The following is an 18,180-nucleotide window of genomic DNA, read 5'->3' as shown; positions in this document are numbered from 1 at the left end:
ATCCGGCATTCGAGCGGTGCGGGATTCTCCCTTGAGCCAGGCTGGCAGCGCACGCTGAAGAATCAGGCGAAAATCGGCAGAGATCAGCCGCCCGGCGCCGCGACCCGGTTCTCGGGCCCGGCCTCGCGCTCCGCGTGGGCGCGCTTCGTCTCGGCCGCCGCCGCGGCGAGCGCTTCGAGGGCGGCTTGGGACGGGCTGCCCTTGTCCGCGGTGTAGGTGACCAGTTTCTGGTCGAGCACACCGGGAACGGAAAGGGATTCATAATGCAATTCGAGTTTGCCCACCAGCGGATGGTCGAACTCCCGCAGGCCGTGGCTCCGGTCCTGGACGTCGTGGTTCTCCCACCACTGCCGGAAATCCTCGCTCTTGAGGAACAGTTCCCCGACCAGCGCGACGATGCCGGGATCGTCCGGATAGCGGCCGACCGCCACCCGGAGATGCGCCAGTTCCTGCCGCGCCATCTGTTCCCAGTCGACGTACAGTTGCCGCGCGGCGGGATCGCAGAAGCCGTGCCACACCATGTTGCGCAGCGGTGGGCGGCAGGCTTCGAAATCGGTGAGCAGCGCGACCGCGAGATCGTTCCAGGCGAGCACTTCCATCCGCCGCCCGACGACGAACGCGGGCGTGCTCGGGTTCAGCAGTTCGAGCAGCCTGCGCACGCTCGGCCGGACCTCTTCGTCGGAATTCGCCCGCCGGGGCGCCGGTTCGGAGCGGGCGAGCGTGTACAGGTGACTGCGTTCGTCCTCGTCGAGGCCCAGTACCCGGGAAAGCGCCTCCAGCACGGTGGGCGAGGGCCGCCCGTCGCGGCCCTGCTCCATCCGGACGTAGTAATCGACGCTGATCCCGGCCAGGTGGGCGATCTCCGTGCGGCGCAGGCCCGGAGTACGCCTGCGGCCGACCGACGTCAGTCCCACGTCCTCCGGCCGCAGCCGATCACGCCGGGACCGCAGGAAATCGCTGAGTTCCTTCCTTGCCTGCACCTACCCATTATGGCGGACCGGGCGAGGTGAACAACCTCGGTAAGCTGGTAATGCCATTACTAGGCTGGCGATTACTATTAAGGGGTAAGCCCAACGTGCCGTGCTGGGCGGGGATGCTTTCCCTCGCGTCGGGTTGCGGGTCCGTGAAGGCCTCCTTGAGGGACCTAGAGTCCCTCAAGGAGGCCTTCACGGACCGGTGTTCGTCGGCGATCGGAAGGGGCGGGGATTTCGCGATACCGAGGCCGACCGTGCGAGCGGTCGAGCACGACACCATTGCCTTTCGGCCCGCGACACGGCGCGGCCGCCATCAGGCGAGCCGGAGACTGGACAAGCTGTCGGGCGCTTCCATCGTGAGCAGTGTGTCCGTCTTGAGAATGGCCTCGAACAGCCGTTTCGTCTGCGGACTGGGTTCCAGTCCCAGGTCTTCGGCGAGGGTGCGGCGGAGCCGGTGGAACACCATCACCGATTCCGCGCGCTGGCCGGAGCGGTAATGCGCCACCATCAACTGGGCGTGGATGTTCTCGTCCATCGGATGGGTGGCCGTGAGCTGCCGCAGTTCGGCGATGACCGCCCGATGCCGTCCCAGCCGGAGATCCGCGTCGATGCGTTCGCCGAGGACGCTGAACCTGGTCTCTTTGATTTCCAGCTGGTAGGCGGCCACCGACGGGCCCATCCGGACGTCGGTGAGGACGGGTTCTTCGCACAACCGCAACGCGGAGTGGAACAACGTGGCGGCCCGGCACACGTTGTCCATGCCGAGTTCTTCCCGTGCCGCCTCGACCTGCCTGTCGAACAGTTCTTTGTCGAGGCATTCCTTCGGTACCACCAGCTGGTAACCCTGGTGCCTGGTGCGCAATTCGAGCGTCGCGTCGGGCGAGTCTGCGCTCGCCGGGATGGACCGGAGGATCTTGCGTAGTTGCAGGGTATAGGTCTGCAGCGTCGACAAAGCACTCTTGGGTGGGTCCGTCGGCCACAGTTCGTCGATGCAGCAGTCCACCGAAACGACTTCGTTGGAATTAATCATGAACAAAGCGAGAAGGTGTCGCAACTTGGGTGCCGTCGGCGTGTAGTCAACACCGTTCGAAGTCAAGGAAAGGCGGCCAAGTATACGCAACTTCATGATACCCCCGTATGCGCAATGGACATTATGCTCACGTGGCGGAAAATCCGGCCAAACATCCTATGTTTTATCCTAGCAGGAAGCTTCTGGGCCGAATGGGTGTTCCCAAGGGTGGCGAACCGGCGATTTGCTGACGCACGGCGACAGGCGGGTGCGGGGATTTCCTGGTGGTTGGTCCATTCGTCCCTTCCCGGTGGGGTCCGTGGCCACGCGTGACGACAGGTGTGTTCCACGCTCGGACGTGTTTCCATGGTGAGCGGGAAACTCTACGTGATCTTATGGAATCACCGAACGGCATTAGTACCGACGCTGTCAATGTCCGTCGAGGCGCCCTTTGGTGAAAGCGGGGCGCGGAATGGACTTTTCCGCGCCCCGTCGATCAGCTCGCGCGCCTGCCGAGAACCTCGGTGATCAGCTTCGGAAGGTCGCCGCCATGCCACGAACTCGGCGAGAACCGCTCTTGCGCGATCCCGTTCCAAGGCTCGGTCTTCTCACCGTCGTCCAGCGAGATGCCTTCCTCGCGGGGGGCGAGGATGCCGATCTCCTGCGCCGCGACGCCTTCCTCGGTGAGAACCTTCCTGGCGAGCTCCACGTCTTCCGGCCGCACGGCGACCACGAGCGTCCAGTCGCCCCAGGCCTGCGCGAGCTCGAACCGGCCGAGCCCCGCCTGCGCGCAGACTTCGGCGGGCGCGTTGTCGAGGTGGATGTCCGTCCTGATCCGCGCGCCGAGACCGTTGGCGCCGCAGAGGGTCCGCACGGTTGGGAAGAGGCCGTCGGACACGTCCATCGCCGCGCGTGCCAGCCCCGCCGCGGCGAGTGCCTTCCCGGCGGCCACCTGGGCCATCGGACGGAAGGCGCGCTCACGGATCCCGGCGACGATCGCTTCGGGCAGCCGGGCCTGCTCTTCGACGAGCAACGCGTACGCCCAGAGGTAGCCGGGCGAACCGACCAGCAGCAGACGATCGCCCGCCGCGGCGCCCGCGCGCCCGAGCCTGCCGCCGGGAACGCACCGGCCGATCGCGGTCGCGGTGAGCTGCCGGACCGGTCCGTCCCGGAGATCACCGCCGACGACCTTGGTCCCGTGGGTCTTCGCGCAGTCGTCGACGCCGTCGAGGAGCCGACGGAACTCGCCGGCCGTGGTCGTCTTCGGCAGGGTGTAGTTGACGACCAGCCCGAGCGGGGTGGCGCCGGCCGCCGCGAGATCGGACAGGTTGATCGTCGCCAGCAGCCAGCCGGCGTGGTAAGGATCCGTTTCGCCGAGGCTGGTGACCAGCGGGGTGGGGCAGCTGTCGGTGGTGGCGACCAGTTCGCCGAGAAGCCCCTCTTCGGCGTCCAGGACGGCGCAGTCGTCACCGAACCCGCGGACACCGCCGTAGCGTGGCCGCAGGATGTGCTCGAGGATCGCGTGCTCGCCGAGTTCGCCGAGGTGGACGTCGTCGCCGACGGGCGAGAGTTCAGTTACGACCGACATGGTCCGCCAATCGGGACGGGGCGACGGTGTGGTCGCTGGAGTAGTTGTTCGGCATGGCGCCGTAGGACTGGTCGCTGCCGGTGGTGGCGAACAGCATCAGGTTGCAGATCCGGGTGCCGGGGTGCAGGAGCACCGGATGCCGCAGGTGGTTCACGATCTCCAGGGTCAGCACGGCGCCTTTCTCACTGCCGAAGCCGGGGCTGACCTGACCGCACAGGACGACGCTGATCCCGAGCCGCGCGTAGTCGCTCGTGCCGTCGACGAGCCCGGCGAGTTTCTCCGAAAGCCCGATTTTCTCCAGTGTCGGCGCGAGAACGACCTCGCCGGGCTCGACGCGCAGCCTGCCCTCGGCGTCGAGTTCCTTCGGCCGCAGTTCCGGATACGTGCTCCGGTCGGCGATGTCGACGGTTCCGGTCGTTTCCAGCGCGAACGCCTCACGGCCGAGCCGCAGGCTGATCGCGGCGGGGCGGACGAGACCGGGGTCGAACGGGGTGACGGAGAGTTCCCCGTTCCGGTGCGCGCGCCGGATCGCCCTGTCGGTCAGGATCCCGCGGCGCGGCGCGGGCCGGATCAGGGGCATGACGCCACCGCTTTCGCGACGGCGCCGACGAGGTCGCGGAAGTCGGCTTCGGTCAGTTCGCCGTTGGGCTGGTCGTCGGTCTGGCCGGGTTCGCAGTAGACGACGGTGGTGCCGGTGCGGTGCGGGCCCTGGATCACCACCGTCGCGGTCAGGCCCGCCGCGATCGGCCGGACGGTGTGCACGACGGTGGTGTCGCACGCGTAGACGTCGCCACGCCGGACGTGCGGAGTCTTTTCCACCGCGAGACGGGCTTCGCCGTCCGCGAGCAACGCGGCAGGGTTCGCCGGATCGGCGCCGTAGCGGTACCGGTCGTGCGCCTTGCCGACTTCGGTCGTTTCGCGGTATTCGACCATGTGCAGGCCTTCGCCCGCGACGATGGCCGAGGCGAACTCCCAGCGGTGGCTGTGCGGATTGGATTCACCGCGGGACGGTTCCTCGGACTCCGGCCAGACGTGGAGCCGGATCCGGAAATCGGCCGAGGCGTGCAGCACCATTTTGGCGAAGCCGTTGGGATGCCAGTAGGAACGTTTCGCCGCGGCGCGCACGGCTTCTTCGTCGCCGAGGATTTCTTCGAGCCACGCGAGAAAGGCGCCCGGGGTGTCCTGGACCCGGTGCGCCACCATGCGCAGCCAGGTCAGGTCCGCCTCGCCGGCCGGAGCGGCGACGAGGGTCGGGGGCGGGGAGTCGATCATGGAGTTCCTGGAGGACTGAGCGGGGGTACGGCCACCGCGAGGGCGGCCGCGCGGAGGGCTGTGACGGCGTCGAGCGTTTGCCAGATCGGCAGGTCGCCACTGCCCCAGACCCAGAGCCCCTGATCGGCGTCGTAGCGCTCCCAAAGGGTTCCGAGCGCCCGGTTGAGCCGGGGGAGGGGCAGGCGGGGGGCGTTGGCGAGTGCTTGGACGACCCAGGCGGCGGTGAAGTGGCGGATGATGATCCGGGTCGTTCCTTCACCGTCGGGCCGGGGCCTTTCCAGGTCCTCGGCCACGCCGTCGTCCGAATGCGACCGGTCGATGAGCCATTGTGTGGCTTCGTCGGCCGCTTCACGGACGTCGTTGCGATCTTCACGGCTGCGCAGGACGTCCCGCAGAGCGACGACCGACCGCGCGGTGTGGACCACCGAGGCCTCCGGGGCGACGAGTCCGGCTTCGTTCTTCTCGGGCCACAGGCGTGAGCCGTCGAAGTCGAGCCGGGCCGCCAGGAGGGCGTCGATCAGCCGGTCGGTCAGCGGGGCGTCCGGCCGGAGCCGGACCGCCGTGTGCAACACGGCGGACAACAGGTACGGGCGGGTCCGGCTGTACGGGTCGAGCGACCCTTCGAGCCGTTCCAGCCCTTCGTCGGCGGACAAGGTGCTGGTGCGGAAGAGCGCGTCCACCACCGACGCGGTGGTCTCCGGTCGCTTGCCCCCGGCGCGCCCTCGCCAGCCGTGCGCCGATTGCAGCCGGTAGAGATCCTCCGACAGCGTGTGTAGGTCGATGTAGGGATCGCCTACCACCAGCATCGTGTTGATCCCGTACGCGGTGCTCAGCGCCTTGGGCCCGGTGTTCTTCTGCAGGTTGTGCCGCCAGCCGAGCGGTTTGCCGTCGGCGTCGTGGATCAGGTGCTCCACGAGTTTCGCGCCGACGGTGTGGAAGACCTGGAGCAGCGAGCGGGAAGTGTCCACGACGCCGGCGTCGCCGGCCGCGGGCGCGGCGTGTTCCTGGGGTGATCGGGCCTTTTCCACCAGCTTGAACAGCGCGTTCGCGGCGCGGAAGTGGTCGTCGAGCTGGCGGGCGTTGTGCGCCGACGGCAGGTACTTGGCGGTCTCCCACTGGGTCAGGTTCGCCCTGGTGACGCCGATGATCCTGGCGGTTTCCGCCTGCGTTTCGCCCGCGGCCTTGCGCAGCCTTCGCAGCTCACGGCCGACATCCGACGCGGTAACGGTTTCCGCATCGGGGCTTACCGGCCGTCCCCCGGTCGATGTAGGCTTCATGTAGGCACTAGACACGGGCTTACCTACCTCGGGTAGGCAATGTAGGGCGGTGACTGAACGTGCACACAACGGCGAGAGTACAGCAAGCGAATCGGACCGCGCTGGCGCGTCGGTCAACGTCGTGTCACAACGTGGGAAAGGCCGCGACGGGACCTGTTGTACCAGGTCCGAGGGTGCGCGACCCGCCCGGCGACCAGGGCCGGTGCGACCCGGGCGCGACCGGAAAGCGGATGCTGTCAGCCATCTGATTGTGACGCTGCGCATCCGAACCGGCTCGAGCCGTCTGCGGGCCACACGAATGCCGGAGTAGGCGTCGTGTGTGCCGACCCGAGTCCGCGCTCCGCAGTATCGGGGGTGAACTCCATGTCCCACCACGAGAACCACACGTCAACACCCCGATCTTGGTTCGATCGGCTTCTTCAGCGCTTCCACGAATGGCTCTTCGCGTCCGGCGAAGACGCCCGCGCCGCCTCGCGCGGCTGGCAGGTGATCCGCGTCCAGGGGAGCAGGCGCCGCGTCTACCGCGATCCCCGCTGGAACACCGTGCACGCGTGCGAACCGTGCGGCGGCACGGGGTGGTGGCCCTACGAAGACGCCGTTTGCCCGGACTGCGCCGGTGCCGGTGTCGTCCGCTCCATTCCCGCGGCGGCGGTGGCCGCCGAACAGACCGCCGGTCGGACAGGAGGAAGGTCATGAGCCGTTGGCAGGAACCCCAGGCGATCGCCGAGCTGGCCAGGGAGGTCACGGTGGTCAGGCGGCCGAACCCGTTCGCCGCCCTCTATCACTGGCGGTACGAGATCGGTGCGCTGCTCGTCCTCCCGTACGCGTTGTTCACGCTGTTCGAGACGGCAGGCCCGATCTGGGCCGCGGTCGTGCTGTTCGGCGTCGCGAACTGGCTGTTCTACTGGAAAGCGGCGCGGCGCGCCCTCCGTGACAGGCTCCGCTCGATCGTCGTGCAGCACCGCTTGCGGACCGGGTTCGCCCGGGCGCGGGTGTGCACGCTCGACGGCAAGCTGCCGGTGATCCTGTGGACCAAACCGCGCGGTGACGAAGTCGAGGTCACCGTGTTCTGCCCCGCCGGGGTCGGCTACGAGCGCATCGAACAGCGGCGGGCCCTGCTCGCCGCGGCGTGCTTCGCCACCGACGTCCACGTGTACCGCCATCACAAGCGCGCCAACGTGGTGCACCTTTCGGTCTGCACCGCGAGGTTGCGCAAGGACGCCGACGAGGACGAGTTCACGCCCGCGCGACGATATGCCGGGCAAGCGGACGGTGCCGCCATTCCCCTTCAGGGGCCCTTCGCAGGAACTCCTCGCGTAGCGCGGCGATGAACCCTTCACCGCGCATGCTCGCCAGCGGCCGCATCGGCCCGGACCGGGTGTGCGCGGTGAAGAAGGTGTCGGCGTCGGGGTGAGCCATCGGGAACGACAACGGCTCGTCCCGTTCCAGCACGAGGTCGCTCAGTGCGGGGACGAGCCGCTCTTCCCAGGAGCGGTCTCCGGCCGGGACGCGTTCCCGGAGGACGTCGGACAGCACCGTGAACGGCCCGCCGGGTTCGGTGCTGTGCGGCCAATAGACGACCGAAAGCAGACCGCCCGGGCGGAGCGCGCCTGCCCAGGACCGGAGCGCGGCGTCGGGTTCGGGCAGTTGCTGGAGCCCGAAGACCGAGACGATCGCGGCGGCGGAGGCCGGTTCCAGTGCCGAGGCGTCGCCTTCGACGACGTGCGCCAGCGGATTGCCCTCGGACCGCTTTCGCGCCTTGGCCGCCATGCCCGCGGACAGGTCGACGCCGACGATCTCGCGGCCCGGAAGTCGCGCGGCGAGCGCGTCGAGTTCCGGGAAGGTCCCGCAGCAGGGAACGAAGACGGGGCCGTCGGGCAGGTCCGCGGGAAGGGCCCGCACCGCCGCGTCGACCCACGGCGCGAACCGGGGGACGTAGTAGGCCTCGTACCCGTCGGCGGCTTCGTCCCAGCCGCGGGCGATACGGGCGAGGTGTTCGGCGGTCAGGACGCGACCCGTAGCGCTTCGGCCTCTTCCGCGACCGGGGCCGCCACCCGGGCCGGGATGAGCAGCGACGCCAGCGCGATCAGCCCGGTCAGCGCCATCGCGCGTTCGACCAGCCCCAGCGGGATCGCCTGCCACCACGGCCTGCCGCCGTTCATCGAGACCACGATCGCCCCGAGGATCACGCCGAACCAGGCCAGCGCGGCCAGCGCGAGCACCCGCGTCACCGCGCGGCGAGCGGGGGAGGCCGGGAAAACGGCTTTCGCGGCGAACCACACGGCCAGCGGCAGGCAGACGAAGGCCACGACGCTCGCGATCCGGTGTACGGTGCCGCCCGTGCTCGGCCCGATCGCCCAGTTGTTCTTCGGGAACGCCACGATCACCACCAGGCTCACCGTCCAGAGCGCGCAGAAGACCGATGCCGCGGACAGCGCGGGAAGGTGCTTGCGGCGGATCAGCGCGCCGAAGCCGATCGCCGAGCCGATGGCGACCAGCAGGACGGCGACGTCGAAGATCCACTTGTTCTCGCTCAGCGCGTACTCGCTGATGGTGCGGCGGACCGGGCTGATGCCGCTGGTGGCGGGGAGGACCTGCAACAGCAGGATCAGCAGCGCGCCGCCGGCGACCGAGCCGACGGCGGCCAGCAGTGCCAGCGGGGACCTGGCGGAGACCTGGGACGTCGTCATGGTGGAAAGGTAACCGCCCAACCTGAAGGTTTTCTTAGGTCTTCCTGTCGGAATCGACAGGAAAGTCCCATTCTACGGTGTCCGGTCGCGGTGATCGTTCCTGCACTTTCGGTGAGATCGTTGGGCCGAAAGGGGTGCAGACGACTTGTGGCGGGTCCCTCGGACGGGGTCCCGGGTCTAGTGTCTCGCTACCGGTGACCTCACCCGGTCACCGGACTGTCCAAGGAGGTCAGTCTGTGGGGTATTCACCAAACCGGCGAAGAGCGGGATGGACGGCGGCGACACTGGTGCTCGCCGGCACCTTCGTGGCCCTTCCGTCGGCCACGACGGCGGGGGCCGCGGACAACGTGGTGCGCGCCAATCAGGCCGTACCGCGGTCCTGTTTCGCCTCGTTGCAGAAGCCGGGCACGTCCGGCACCGATCGCCGCGAGTTCACGTCCACAGTAGACGGTCTGCTGCAGGCGCGGCTCGCGCCTCGTGGCGGCGCCGAGGGGGACTGGGACCTCGCGGTCTTCGATCAGGCGACCGGTGCCGTGGTCGCCGCGTCCGCCGCGTTGCGCAGTCACGAACTCGCCGAAGGCTTCGTGAAGAAGGGCCAGAAGCTGGTCGTGCAGACCTGCCGGTACGACGGGCAGACGCGCGACGCGCTCCTGGGGGTCGACTTCCTCGCGCTCACGCCGCAGGGGACACCGACCGGCGCCGCGCCCGCGCCGCAGCGCGCCGAACTGGTCCGGGTCGAGACCCCGGCCAAGAAGGACAAGGACAAGCTCCTCCGGCTCGGGCTGGACGTCACCGAGAAGGCCGACGCCACCGGCGTCGAGGTCGTCCTCGCCAACGACGCCGACCGCAAGACACTGGCGGACAACGGCTTCAAGTCGAAGGTGGTCGACGCCGACCTCTCGGCGAGGTCGATCCAGAACGCCAAGACCGACCGCGAGTACGCCGCGAAGACGCCGGGCTCCACCCTGCCGTCCGGGCGCACGAGCTACCGGCACCTCTACGACTACCAGTTCGAGGTCAAGGAACTGGCCCGCAAGAACCCCAAGCTCGTCACGGCGTTCACGCTGCCGCAGCCGACCTGGGAAGGCCGTGACGTCATCGGTCTCGAGATCGCGACCGACGTCAAGAACATCACGGACGGCAAACCGGTCAACTTCACCATGGGCGTGCACCACGCCCGGGAGTGGCCGGCGGGCGAGCACGCCATGGAATGGGCGATCGAGCTGGTCAAGGGCTACACCGGCAACAACGCCGAAATCCGCGGCCTGGTCGGCCGGACGCGCAACATCATCGTGCCGATCGTCAACGCCGACGGCTTCGAAATCTCCCGTGAGGCCGAGCCCAAGGGCGACTTCTCGCGTTTCGACTACGAGATGAAGCGCAAGAACTGCAACGTCAACGACTCGCCGAAGGAATTCGCGACCGGCGTCTGCAAGGCCAACCCCGGCGGCCGCGAACGCGGCACCGACCCGAACCGCAACTACGCGGGCTTCTGGGGCGGCGCGGGCGCGTCGACCCTGTGGCGCAGCGACACGTTCCGCGGCTCCGGCCCGTTCTCCGAGCCCGAGACGCAGAACATCCGCTCGATCGTGTCCAACCGCCAGGTGACCAACCTGATCACGCTGCACACCTTCTCGAACCTGGTGCTGCGTGTCCCGGGTGTCGCCGCCGTCCGCCCGCCGCTCGACGAGCCGGCGTACAAGGCGCTCGGCGACAAGATGGCCTCGCGCAACGGATACACCAGCCAGCCGTCGTGGGCGCTCTACGACACGACCGGCTCGACCGAGGACTGGTCGTACTGGGCCACCGGTGGCTGGGGCTTCACCTTCGAGATCGGCAACACCGAGTTCCACCCGCCGTTCCAGGCCGGTGTCGTCGCCGAGTACACCGGCGTCGCCCCCGCCGCCGGTGCGGGCAAGGGCGGTAACCGCGCGGCCTTCGTCGACATGCTGGCGAACACCGCCGACCCGGCGGCGCACTCGACGCTGATCGGCACGGCGCCGAAGGGTCACCAGCTGAAGCTGCACAAGACCTTCCAGACGCCGACCGCCCCGGTGGTGCAGCCGGACGGCTCGACGAAGCCGCCGATCTACGTGACCGACAACCTGAACTCGTCGCTGTCCTCGACCGGCGGCCGGTTCGCGTGGTCGATCAACCCGTCGACCCGTCCCTACGTCGCGGGCCGCTACGGCCGCGAGCCGCAGGGGCCGGTGCAGGCGAACATCCCGGTGACCAACCCGGCGGGCGTCCCCGCGACCAACACGAACTACCCGACCGACCCGACGTCGGAGAGCTTCACGTTCCACGTCGACGGGCTGCCGAAGGTGGACAACGGGAAGTTCAGCGTCGACGTCAAGTGGGCCAGCCAGGACACCGACTGGGACCTGTACGTCTTCGACGCCGCGGGCAACATGGTGTCGTCGTCGGCGAACGGTTCGACCACGGAAGAGCACGCGATCCTGTACGACCCGCCCGCCGGGGACTACCGGGCCGTGCTCGTCAACTACGCGCAGGCGAACCCGTCCACTGTGGACGACTGGACCGGCGGAGTGTCGTTCCAGGCGCCGATCCCGCCGACCTACGGCCCCAAGGAGGCGTACCAGCTGACCTGTACGTCGCCGAAGGGCAAGCTCGTCGGGCTGGCGGACGTCTACATCGACCGCGGCCAGACGGTCGACGTCGGTGAGGTCTGCACCCGTTCCGCGCGCGCCAACAAGGAGCGCTCGGTCCGGTAGCGCGTTTCTCGGTACATGAAGGCCCCCTTCCTTGCGTCAGGCGCAAGGAAGGGGCCCTTCACACGTGGACCTGTAAGCATTTCGTCCTCTGAATGCGGTAGTTGGTAACGTGAACTACCGCATTCAGAGGACGAAATGCGGGGCTTCCTAGACGGTGCCGATCACCCGGTCCCGCACCACCCGCATCGTCGCCGAGTCCACAGTGGACGGCTCCGCCGCCAGCCAGCCGCCGATCTCGTGCAGGAACTGCTCCGGCGTCATCGGCGGTGCGGGGGAGGGATCGTCGAGGTCCGTGGTGATCTCACCGGTCCGGCTCGGGTACACGATCATCGCCCCGCGCAGCGCGACCCCCGGCAGGATTCGCCGATACTCGGCCAGGCTTTCCTCGAGCCTGCTCCCACCGCCGCGGAAGGCGCGTCCGTTGCGCAGCAGCCGGTCGTCGTCATCGGTTTCGTAGTGCCCGGGCAGCCACAGCTTCGATTCGACGAGCACGAGCCGCTTCCCGCACAGCACCGCGTGGTCGACGTCGGCGAACACCGAGTCCGGCCACGAGAGGCCGTGGAAGATCCGCGCGCCGGGCAGCCGGGTCAGGTAGCGCTCCAGCAGGTCGGCGGTGAGCCGTTCGGCGAGTTCGTCGGTCTCGGTGCCGGGAGTGCCGAACACGCGTTTCCCGCCGAACTCGGCGGCGAACCGGTTCTTGGCGCGGGAGGCGGCGAGGTAGCCGCGCGCGAGCCGTTGCACTAGCAGGGCGGTCCCGGCGGTCAGGATCAGCCAGACGATCAGCGTGGGCGCCGAGAAGCCGACCCCGGTCAGCACCGGCAGCAGTACCAGCACCATCCCGCCGACCGCCGCCACGACCGGGGTGTGCCCGGGGCCGCGCCGCCGCCCGTGGCGCACGCGTCCGTCCTGCGCGGCGAATTCCCACCATTCGAGGTCTTCCGGGTCGATCACGACCGGCTCGGGCTCGTAGCCCGGTTCCTCGCCGAAGCGACGTCTCGGCCGCGGCCGGATCGGGACGCGCACGGAACGCCCGTCCGCGTCGTAGCCCGCGCGCCGCATCGGATCGCTCAGCGTGTCGTACGCCTCGCGGACCAGCTGGAACGTGAGCGCGGAGCCCCCTGTGTCCGGGTGATGCGACTTCGCCAGGCGCCGGTACGCGGTCTTGATCTCGTTGACCGAGGCGGCCTTGCCCACGCCGAGCACCTCGTAGTAGTCGACATCGGGCACGGGCGGTTCACCTCCAATGGGCCGGGCCGCAACACTATTCGGCCGCCGCCGGGCACCCGCAACCACCTCCGCGGCGCGTCGGGGTGACACCGCGGGCATACTGTTTCGCTTGTGGCGGAACGAGGTCCGCTTCCGGTGCGTCGTGGATATCGTGGAGATCGACAGCGTAGGAGGAAGGATCGCGGTGGGAGAACCGGTCACGGGCACGGCCGCGGGGGTACCGTTCACCGCCTTGCCGCCATCTGCCGAGGTCAGCGGCCCCGCGCCGGTGGTCGTCGCCTGGCACATGATCGACGCGCCGCGCACCGACGCCGCCTTCGCGGCCGCGTTGCCGCTGGCGGGGGTGCCGGCGTGGCGCGTGTACCTCGGAATGCCGTTGTGCGGCGCGAGAATGATCGACGGCAGCATGGACGCCATCGTCGAGCGGGCCCAGCGGGACGCCATGCTCGCGTACGTGGACCCGTTCGTCCGGCAGGCGGCTCTGGAATTCCCCGCCGCACTGGCTGAACTGCGGGAACGCCTCGGTTTCGACACGTCCCGGACGGCCGTCGTCGGCGGTTCGCTGGGCGGTGCCGTGGCGCTGACTGTCCTGGCCACGCGGGAGATCCCGGTCCACGTCGCGGCCTTGGTCAACCCCGCCGTGCGGGCGCGTTCCGTGATCGGCCTGGTGGAAGGCATGCTGGAACAGCCCTATCCGTGGACCGGCGAAGCGAATCAGGCGGCGGATCAGCTGGACTTCGTCGCACGATCGGGTGAAATCTCGGCCAGGGAAAAGCAAGTCCCGCTGCTGGTGGTCAGTGGTGAAGAGGATTACCCCGCGTTCCGCGCGGATGCCGACGAGCTCGTCGACACGTTGCGCGGTCAGTACTTCGTGCCCGGTGACATCCTGCTGGATCGCGTTCCCGGTCTCGCGCATCCGCTGGCCGAAGAACCGGGCATCGAGCCCGCGCCGCAGCTGCCGATCGCGAAGCAGGTCGACAACGCGGTCACGGAATGGCTGGTGCGGCACCTGGGTTAGCAGGCGGCGGGCGGTGCCGACCGCGCGGGACCGAATTCCAGCCGGATTTTGTCCGTCCTCGGAATCACGAACGCCACACCGCTGCCCGCCCGCCAGCCCGACGGCACGAACACGTACTGCCCGCCGGACTGCAGCAGCAGCTTCAGTCCGGTGTACCGGTACTTGTAGGCGGCGTCGGGATCCGCGCATTTCACCTGCAGGACACCACCGGCCGTCAGGTTGAGGCTTTCGGCGCTGTAAAGCGTCGCCGCGGGCCGTGCGGGAAGCTGTGCCGCGGTTTCGAAACCCCTCCGCGTGCCGACGGCCGCCGAGTAGTCGCTGACGGCCCAAAACAGCCCGATGCTGATCAGCGCGTAGCCCAGGACGAGTTCCAGCGGGTTCGATCGCAGCGCCGAAGCCCAGTGGCGCCAGGCGAACAGCAGCATCAGCACGCCGACTCCGAAACCGAGTCCCGGCAGGCCGGGGAAGTCGCGGAACGGCTCCGGATTCAGCGTGACGATCACGGTCGCGACGACCAGCAGGGCGCCGAGCCCGGCCGCGCTCGGCACGCAGATCCGTAACAGCCGGGCCCACGCGCCCTCCGAAAGGCGCAATCGCAGGATCCGGACGGTGAGCACAAAACCGAGGACGGCCCCCGCGACACCCGCCAGCGGCAAGTACAGACCGTCGGCACCGCGCGCGAAGATCTCGTCCGGGGTCTGGGCGAGAAGCGTGTAGTGCACTCGGAAGTACGCGAAGAGCACCTGCGTCTCGACGAGCCCGAAGAAGTACAGCAGCGCGGTGAGCAGGGTCGTGTTGGCCAGCACCGCGCCGATGAGTTTGAGCGCCTGGGGCGGCCCGGGGTCCGGTTCGGCACCCTTCGGCTCCGGACGGCGCAGACCGCGCCGGGTCGTCATCCGGACGTGGTCTCGGCGGGAGCTTCACTGGAGGACACCGGGCTCTCCGAGGACGTGGTCTCCTCGGAGACCTCGGGCGCGCAGGCCTTGGCCTTGACCGTCACCGTCCCGCCGGGTTTCACCGGGGAATGGGTGATGCTCGCGGTGCAGTCACCCGAACCGGTGATCACGACCTTCACCCCGCACAGCCTCGGCCCGCAGACCTTCCGGATGTCGCCCTCGATATCCGACTTGGCGGTCTCCGGTGCGGCACCGAGCCGCGTGTGGTCGTAGACGATCGGGCTGCCGGGAACCCCGGGCGGTGCCGGATCGTCGGTGTGGCCACCGCCCCCGCCGGACGAGGCGGACGAAGCCGGACCGGCCGACGCCGTCGGTGCGACCTCGGTGGTCACACCGCCGCTGGTCTGATCGGCGGGCGCGGTGTCGCGGGGAGTCGAAGTTCCGCCGCAAGCCGCCGTGAAGCCGAGAGCGGCGATCGCCATCACCGCGCTGAACAGCCGTTTCATGGACCTCACCGTCCCTGGGAAGACGTCGCCTCTTACTGAGGACGCGGAACGGTGACCCCCTGATACGTCCCAGGACTGGTCCGTTCGGGCGTATTCCGGGGGATTGCGCCCTTTCGGGCAATTCCGGGTGGACCGGCGCGCGACAACTTTGCCGACCGGCCTTCCGACACGCCGCAAATTATGTTAAGAAACTTTACTAACTAATAGGGAGGCGCGTTTTGAGTTCATCCCCGCGGCCGGGGCTCGAGCGGAAGATCGGGCCGCTCCAGGCGACAGCCATCAACATGACCCAGATGTGCGGGATCGGCCCGTTCGTCACCATCCCCGCCATGGTGGCGACCCTCGGCGGCCCGCAGGCCATGTTCGGCTGGCTCATCGGCGCGCTCATCGCGCTGGCCGACGGCCTGATCTGGGCCGAACTCGGCGCCGCCCTCCCCGGCGCCGGCGGCACCTACGTGTACCTGCGCGAAGCGTTCGGCTTCCGGACCGGCAGGCTCATGCCGTTCCTGTTCGCCTGGAGCGCGGTGCTGTTCATCCCGCTGATCATGTCCACCGGCATCATTGGTCTCGTCCAGTACCTCGGGTACCTGATCCCGGGGGTCGCCGACGACGGCGGGACGACCGCGCTCGGCAAGGTCATCGGGCTCGGCGTCATCGCGCTGATCGTGCTGGCGCTGTTCCGCAAGATCGGCGAGATCGGGAAGCTCACCACCGTCCTGTTCGCGATCATGCTGTTCGCCGCGCTCTCGGTGATCGTCGCGGCCTTCACGCATTTCGACGGCGCGCAAGCGTTCGCCTTCACGCCGGGCGCGTTCTCGTTCGGCGGCGGCGCGTTCTGGGCCGGGCTCGGCGCCGGCCTGATCATCGCCATCTACGACTACCTCGGCTACAACACCAGCGCCTACCTCGGCGGCGAGGTGCGGGACCCGGGCCGGACGCTGCCGCGGTCGATCATCTTCTCGATCCTCGGCATCATGAGCCTGTACTTCCTGCTGCAGCTCGGGGTGCTCGGCTCGATCCCGCTGGAGGAGCTGAAGAACGCCACGTCGGTCGCCTCCACCGTGCTGGAGCAGGCGTGGGGCACGGGCACGGCCAAGGTCATCACGGTGTTCATCGTGATCGCCGCGATCGGTTCGGTGTTCGCCGGTCTGCTCGGCGGCTCGCGGGTGCCGTTCGAGGCCGCGCGCGACAAGGTGTTCCTGCCGGTGTTCGCCAAACTGCACCCGAAACTCAACCTGCCGACGGCCGGTGTGCTGACCATGGGCGCCATCACCGCGATCGGGTCGCTCTTCACGCTGACCGCGGTGATCAACGCGGCGGTGACGGTGCTCGTGCTGATCCAGTCGCTCGCGCAGGTCGCGGCGATCGTGGTGCTGCGGCGACGACGTCCGGAACTGCACCGGCCGTACCGTCAATGGCTCTACCCGATCCCGACGATCATCGCGCTGCTCGGCTGGGTCTACATCTATTTCTCCGCCACCTGGCTCTCGATCGGGCTTTCGGTGGGGTGGATCGCGCTCGGCGTGGCGGCGTTCCTCGCCTACGCCAAGGCCGAGCGCGTGTGGCCGTTCGGGCCCAAGGGAATCCAGGAATCGTTCGCGGGGGCGGCAGAGGGGAACGGGAAGTGACGGGGGAAGAACTGATCCTGGGGATCGACTTCGGCGGGACGAAGGTCGCGATCGGGCTGGCGGACAGAGCCGGGAGCCTGCTGGTCACCCGGCGGCTCGACACCGACGCGCAGGCGGGCGCCGAACAGGTGGTGAGCCGGGCGCTCGCCGCCGCGAGGAAACTGCTCGCCGACGAAGGCGCCGCCGACGACCTCGCCGCGATCGGCGTCGTCAGCCCCGGCATCGTGCTGGAGGACCGCATCCTGCTGGCCCCCAACGTGCCGGGCTGGGAGGAACTGCGGCTGCGCGAACTCGTCGCCGACGAGTTCGGCGGCGTCGGAATCGAGGTGGGCACCGACGCCAAGGCGGCGGCGCTCGCGGAATGGCGATGGGGGGCGCTGGCGGACACCGATCCGGCGGTGTTCCTCTCGCTCGGGACCGGGATCGCCGCGGCGGTCCTGGTCGGCGGCCGGCTGCTGACCGGCGCGAATGGCGCTGCGGGAGAGATCGGGTACAACCTCCTCTCACCGCAGGACACCGACGGGTTCGCCAGCGGAGCGGCGCCGCTGGAAGAGGCCGTCGGTGGGCGTGGGCTGGGCGGCCGGGCGAGTGTGCTGCTCGGCCGCCCGGTAACCGCGGGCGAGCTGTTCGGCCTCGCCAGGGAGGACGCGCGGGCCAAGGACCTGGTGGGCGCGGCGCTCGACGAGCTGTCGATGCACGTCGCGAACCTCGCCATCGCGCTCGACCCGCAGCGCATCGCCGTCGGCGGGGGACTGGTGCGCTCGGCCGACATCCTGCTGCCCGCGCTGCGTGAGCGGCTGGCCAGGGCCGTGCCGTTCCCGCCCGAGCTGGTGTCGGCGAAGTTCGACCAGGACGCGTCCCTGCTGGGCGCGATCGCGATCGCGCTCGACGCGTAGCGAGTCGGGGTGGCGAACTGTGCGCTGACCGGTGCGCCACTCACGACCCCCTTGCCCCGCCAGCAAGTACATGAAGGCCCCCTTCACGCGGCACCGCTGTGGTGTGTGGGGTTTCTGTGGCGCCTGAGGCTTTCGGGGCGATGTGGCTGTCCGTGAAGGCCTCCTTCACTACCTTCAGGGTAGGCAAGGAGGCCTTCACTGACCCTGGCCCGCGATCGCGCTCGGCGCGTAGCGAGATCACAGACCGAAGCCGCCGGGCGTTCGCTAGATCCGATCTAGCGAACGCCCGGCGGCTTTCTCGCGCCTGAAGGGTGAGGCGAGAGGAGGTCGGTCGTGAACGACAGTCCGCTGCGGGTCGCGGTGATCATCGGCAGTACCCGTGAAGGGCGGGTGGGGGACGCCGTCGGCAAGTGGTTCACCGGCCGCGCGGAAGGCCGGGACGGCCCTGGGCCCGTGGACGTCGG

17 protein-coding genes are annotated in these 18,180 nt (G+C 69.0%); 6 read left to right on the top strand and 11 right to left on the bottom strand.

The features are described 5' to 3' along the window. Window positions 1–83 precede the first annotated feature (83 nt). From CFP71_RS30715 to CFP71_RS30690, 6 genes are all read right to left on the bottom strand, one after another. Window positions 84–980 (bottom strand): helix-turn-helix transcriptional regulator, encoded by an 897-nt coding sequence (locus CFP71_RS30715; protein WP_093937450.1) that lies wholly within the window; start codon window positions 978–980, stop codon window positions 84–86. Between the two features lie 307 nt (window positions 981–1,287). Further along, complete coding sequence (locus CFP71_RS30710) at window positions 1,288–2,100, bottom strand: AfsR/SARP family transcriptional regulator (RefSeq protein WP_093937449.1); 813 nt, start codon at window positions 2,098–2,100, stop codon at window positions 1,288–1,290. 379 nt (window positions 2,101–2,479) lie between these two features. Beyond that, window positions 2,480–3,571 carry a thiamine-phosphate kinase gene (locus CFP71_RS30705; RefSeq protein WP_093937448.1) on the bottom strand — a complete coding sequence of 364 codons (1,092 nt, stop codon included), beginning with the start codon at window positions 3,569–3,571 and terminating at the stop codon, window positions 2,480–2,482. Further along, entirely contained in the window at window positions 3,555–4,151 is a 597-nt protein-coding gene (gene dcd / locus CFP71_RS30700; RefSeq protein WP_093937447.1) for a dCTP deaminase, read from the bottom strand. The genes CFP71_RS30705 and dcd overlap by 17 nt, the downstream gene beginning before the upstream one ends. After that, the gene (locus CFP71_RS30695) at window positions 4,142–4,843 is read right to left on the bottom strand and encodes a hypothetical protein (RefSeq protein WP_093937446.1); all 702 of its coding nucleotides are present in this window, start codon (window positions 4,841–4,843) and stop codon (window positions 4,142–4,144) included. The genes dcd and CFP71_RS30695 overlap by 10 nt, the downstream gene beginning before the upstream one ends. Beyond that, window positions 4,840–6,120: a helix-turn-helix transcriptional regulator gene (locus CFP71_RS30690; protein WP_093937445.1), complete on the bottom strand. Its 1,281-nt coding sequence runs from the start codon at window positions 6,118–6,120 to the stop codon at window positions 4,840–4,842. Before CFP71_RS30690 ends, CFP71_RS30695 begins: the two co-directional genes overlap by 4 nt. Window positions 6,121–6,483: 363 nt before the next feature. On the opposite strand from CFP71_RS30690, the gene CFP71_RS30685 reads away from it, so the two are divergent. Continuing rightward, a complete protein-coding gene (locus tag CFP71_RS30685; protein ID WP_093937444.1) occupies window positions 6,484–6,816 on the top strand; it encodes a hypothetical protein in 333 nt (110 codons plus the stop codon). Further along, window positions 6,813–7,451, top strand: a complete 639-nt coding sequence (locus tag CFP71_RS30680; RefSeq protein ID WP_093937443.1) for a hypothetical protein — start codon at window positions 6,813–6,815, stop codon at window positions 7,449–7,451. Before CFP71_RS30685 ends, CFP71_RS30680 begins: the two co-directional genes overlap by 4 nt. Here CFP71_RS30680 and CFP71_RS30675 read toward each other — a convergent pair. Continuing rightward, window positions 7,357–8,022, bottom strand: coding sequence for a class I SAM-dependent methyltransferase (locus CFP71_RS30675; RefSeq protein ID WP_208636075.1), 666 nt, complete (start codon window positions 8,020–8,022; stop codon window positions 7,357–7,359). The genes CFP71_RS30680 and CFP71_RS30675 overlap by 95 nt on opposite strands. Before the next feature lie 101 nt (window positions 8,023–8,123). Then, on the bottom strand, window positions 8,124–8,810 hold the full coding sequence (locus CFP71_RS30670; RefSeq protein ID WP_093937481.1) for a DUF998 domain-containing protein: 687 nt from the start codon (window positions 8,808–8,810) through the stop codon (window positions 8,124–8,126). Window positions 8,811–9,046: 236 nt separating this feature from the next. Between CFP71_RS30670 and CFP71_RS30665 the strand changes: the two genes are divergently transcribed. Then, window positions 9,047–11,545: a M14 family zinc carboxypeptidase gene (locus CFP71_RS30665; RefSeq protein ID WP_244199904.1), complete on the top strand. Its 2,499-nt coding sequence runs from the start codon at window positions 9,047–9,049 to the stop codon at window positions 11,543–11,545. 147 nt (window positions 11,546–11,692) lie between these two features. On the opposite strand, the gene CFP71_RS30660 is transcribed toward CFP71_RS30665, so the two are convergent. Further along, window positions 11,693–12,772 (bottom strand): J domain-containing protein, encoded by a 1,080-nt coding sequence (locus tag CFP71_RS30660; protein ID WP_093937441.1) that lies wholly within the window; start codon window positions 12,770–12,772, stop codon window positions 11,693–11,695. A gap of 184 nt (window positions 12,773–12,956) precedes the next feature. Here CFP71_RS30660 and CFP71_RS30655 point away from each other — a divergent pair, with 184 nt between their 5' ends. Continuing rightward, window positions 12,957–13,790, top strand: coding sequence for an alpha/beta hydrolase family protein (locus tag CFP71_RS30655; RefSeq protein WP_244199903.1), 834 nt, complete (start codon window positions 12,957–12,959; stop codon window positions 13,788–13,790). Here the strand turns inward: CFP71_RS30655 and CFP71_RS30650 are convergent. Beyond that, window positions 13,787–14,686 (bottom strand): hypothetical protein, encoded by a 900-nt coding sequence (locus tag CFP71_RS30650; RefSeq protein ID WP_093937439.1) that lies wholly within the window; start codon window positions 14,684–14,686, stop codon window positions 13,787–13,789. The two genes, CFP71_RS30655 and CFP71_RS30650, sit on opposite strands and share 4 nt — an antisense overlap. Further along, a complete protein-coding gene (locus CFP71_RS30645) occupies window positions 14,683–15,192 on the bottom strand; it encodes a hypothetical protein (RefSeq protein ID WP_093937438.1) in 510 nt (169 codons plus the stop codon). Before CFP71_RS30645 ends, CFP71_RS30650 begins: the two co-directional genes overlap by 4 nt. Window positions 15,193–15,410: 218 nt before the next feature. On the opposite strand from CFP71_RS30645, the gene CFP71_RS30640 reads away from it, so the two are divergent. After that, window positions 15,411–16,820 (top strand): APC family permease, encoded by a 1,410-nt coding sequence (locus CFP71_RS30640; RefSeq protein ID WP_093937437.1) that lies wholly within the window; start codon window positions 15,411–15,413, stop codon window positions 16,818–16,820. After that, window positions 16,817–17,716 (top strand): ROK family protein, encoded by a 900-nt coding sequence (locus tag CFP71_RS30635; RefSeq protein WP_093937436.1) that lies wholly within the window; start codon window positions 16,817–16,819, stop codon window positions 17,714–17,716. The genes CFP71_RS30640 and CFP71_RS30635 overlap by 4 nt, the downstream gene beginning before the upstream one ends. Window positions 17,717–18,180 lie beyond the last annotated feature (464 nt).

The organism is Amycolatopsis thailandensis (assembly GCF_002234405.1).
In the GTDB taxonomy this organism is placed as follows: Bacteria; Actinomycetota; Actinomycetes; order Mycobacteriales; family Pseudonocardiaceae; genus Amycolatopsis; species Amycolatopsis thailandensis.
This window is presented reverse-complemented; position numbering and strand designations above follow the sequence as displayed.

What these genes read in the sequence shown, in the direction of transcription:
- CFP71_RS30710 (WP_093937449.1), bottom strand. Translation starts at nt 2,100, where the DNA reads ATGAAGTTGCGTATACTTGGCCGCCTTTCCTTGACTTCGAACGGTGTT.
- CFP71_RS30705 (WP_093937448.1), bottom strand. Translation starts at nt 3,571, where the DNA reads ATGTCGGTCGTAACTGAACTCTCGCCCGTCGGCGACGACGTCCACCTC.
- dcd (WP_093937447.1), bottom strand. Translation starts at nt 4,151, where the DNA reads ATGCCCCTGATCCGGCCCGCGCCGCGCCGCGGGATCCTGACCGACAGG.
- CFP71_RS30695 (WP_093937446.1), bottom strand. Translation starts at nt 4,843, where the DNA reads ATGATCGACTCCCCGCCCCCGACCCTCGTCGCCGCTCCGGCCGGCGAG.
- CFP71_RS30690 (WP_093937445.1), bottom strand. Translation starts at nt 6,120, where the DNA reads ATGAAGCCTACATCGACCGGGGGACGGCCGGTAAGCCCCGATGCGGAA.
- CFP71_RS30685 (WP_093937444.1), top strand. Translation starts at nt 6,484, where the DNA reads ATGTCCCACCACGAGAACCACACGTCAACACCCCGATCTTGGTTCGAT.
- CFP71_RS30680 (WP_093937443.1), top strand. Translation starts at nt 6,813, where the DNA reads ATGAGCCGTTGGCAGGAACCCCAGGCGATCGCCGAGCTGGCCAGGGAG.
- CFP71_RS30670 (WP_093937481.1), bottom strand. Translation starts at nt 8,810, where the DNA reads ATGACGACGTCCCAGGTCTCCGCCAGGTCCCCGCTGGCACTGCTGGCC.
- CFP71_RS30650 (WP_093937439.1), bottom strand. Translation starts at nt 14,686, where the DNA reads ATGACGACCCGGCGCGGTCTGCGCCGTCCGGAGCCGAAGGGTGCCGAA.
- CFP71_RS30645 (WP_093937438.1), bottom strand. Translation starts at nt 15,192, where the DNA reads ATGAAACGGCTGTTCAGCGCGGTGATGGCGATCGCCGCTCTCGGCTTC.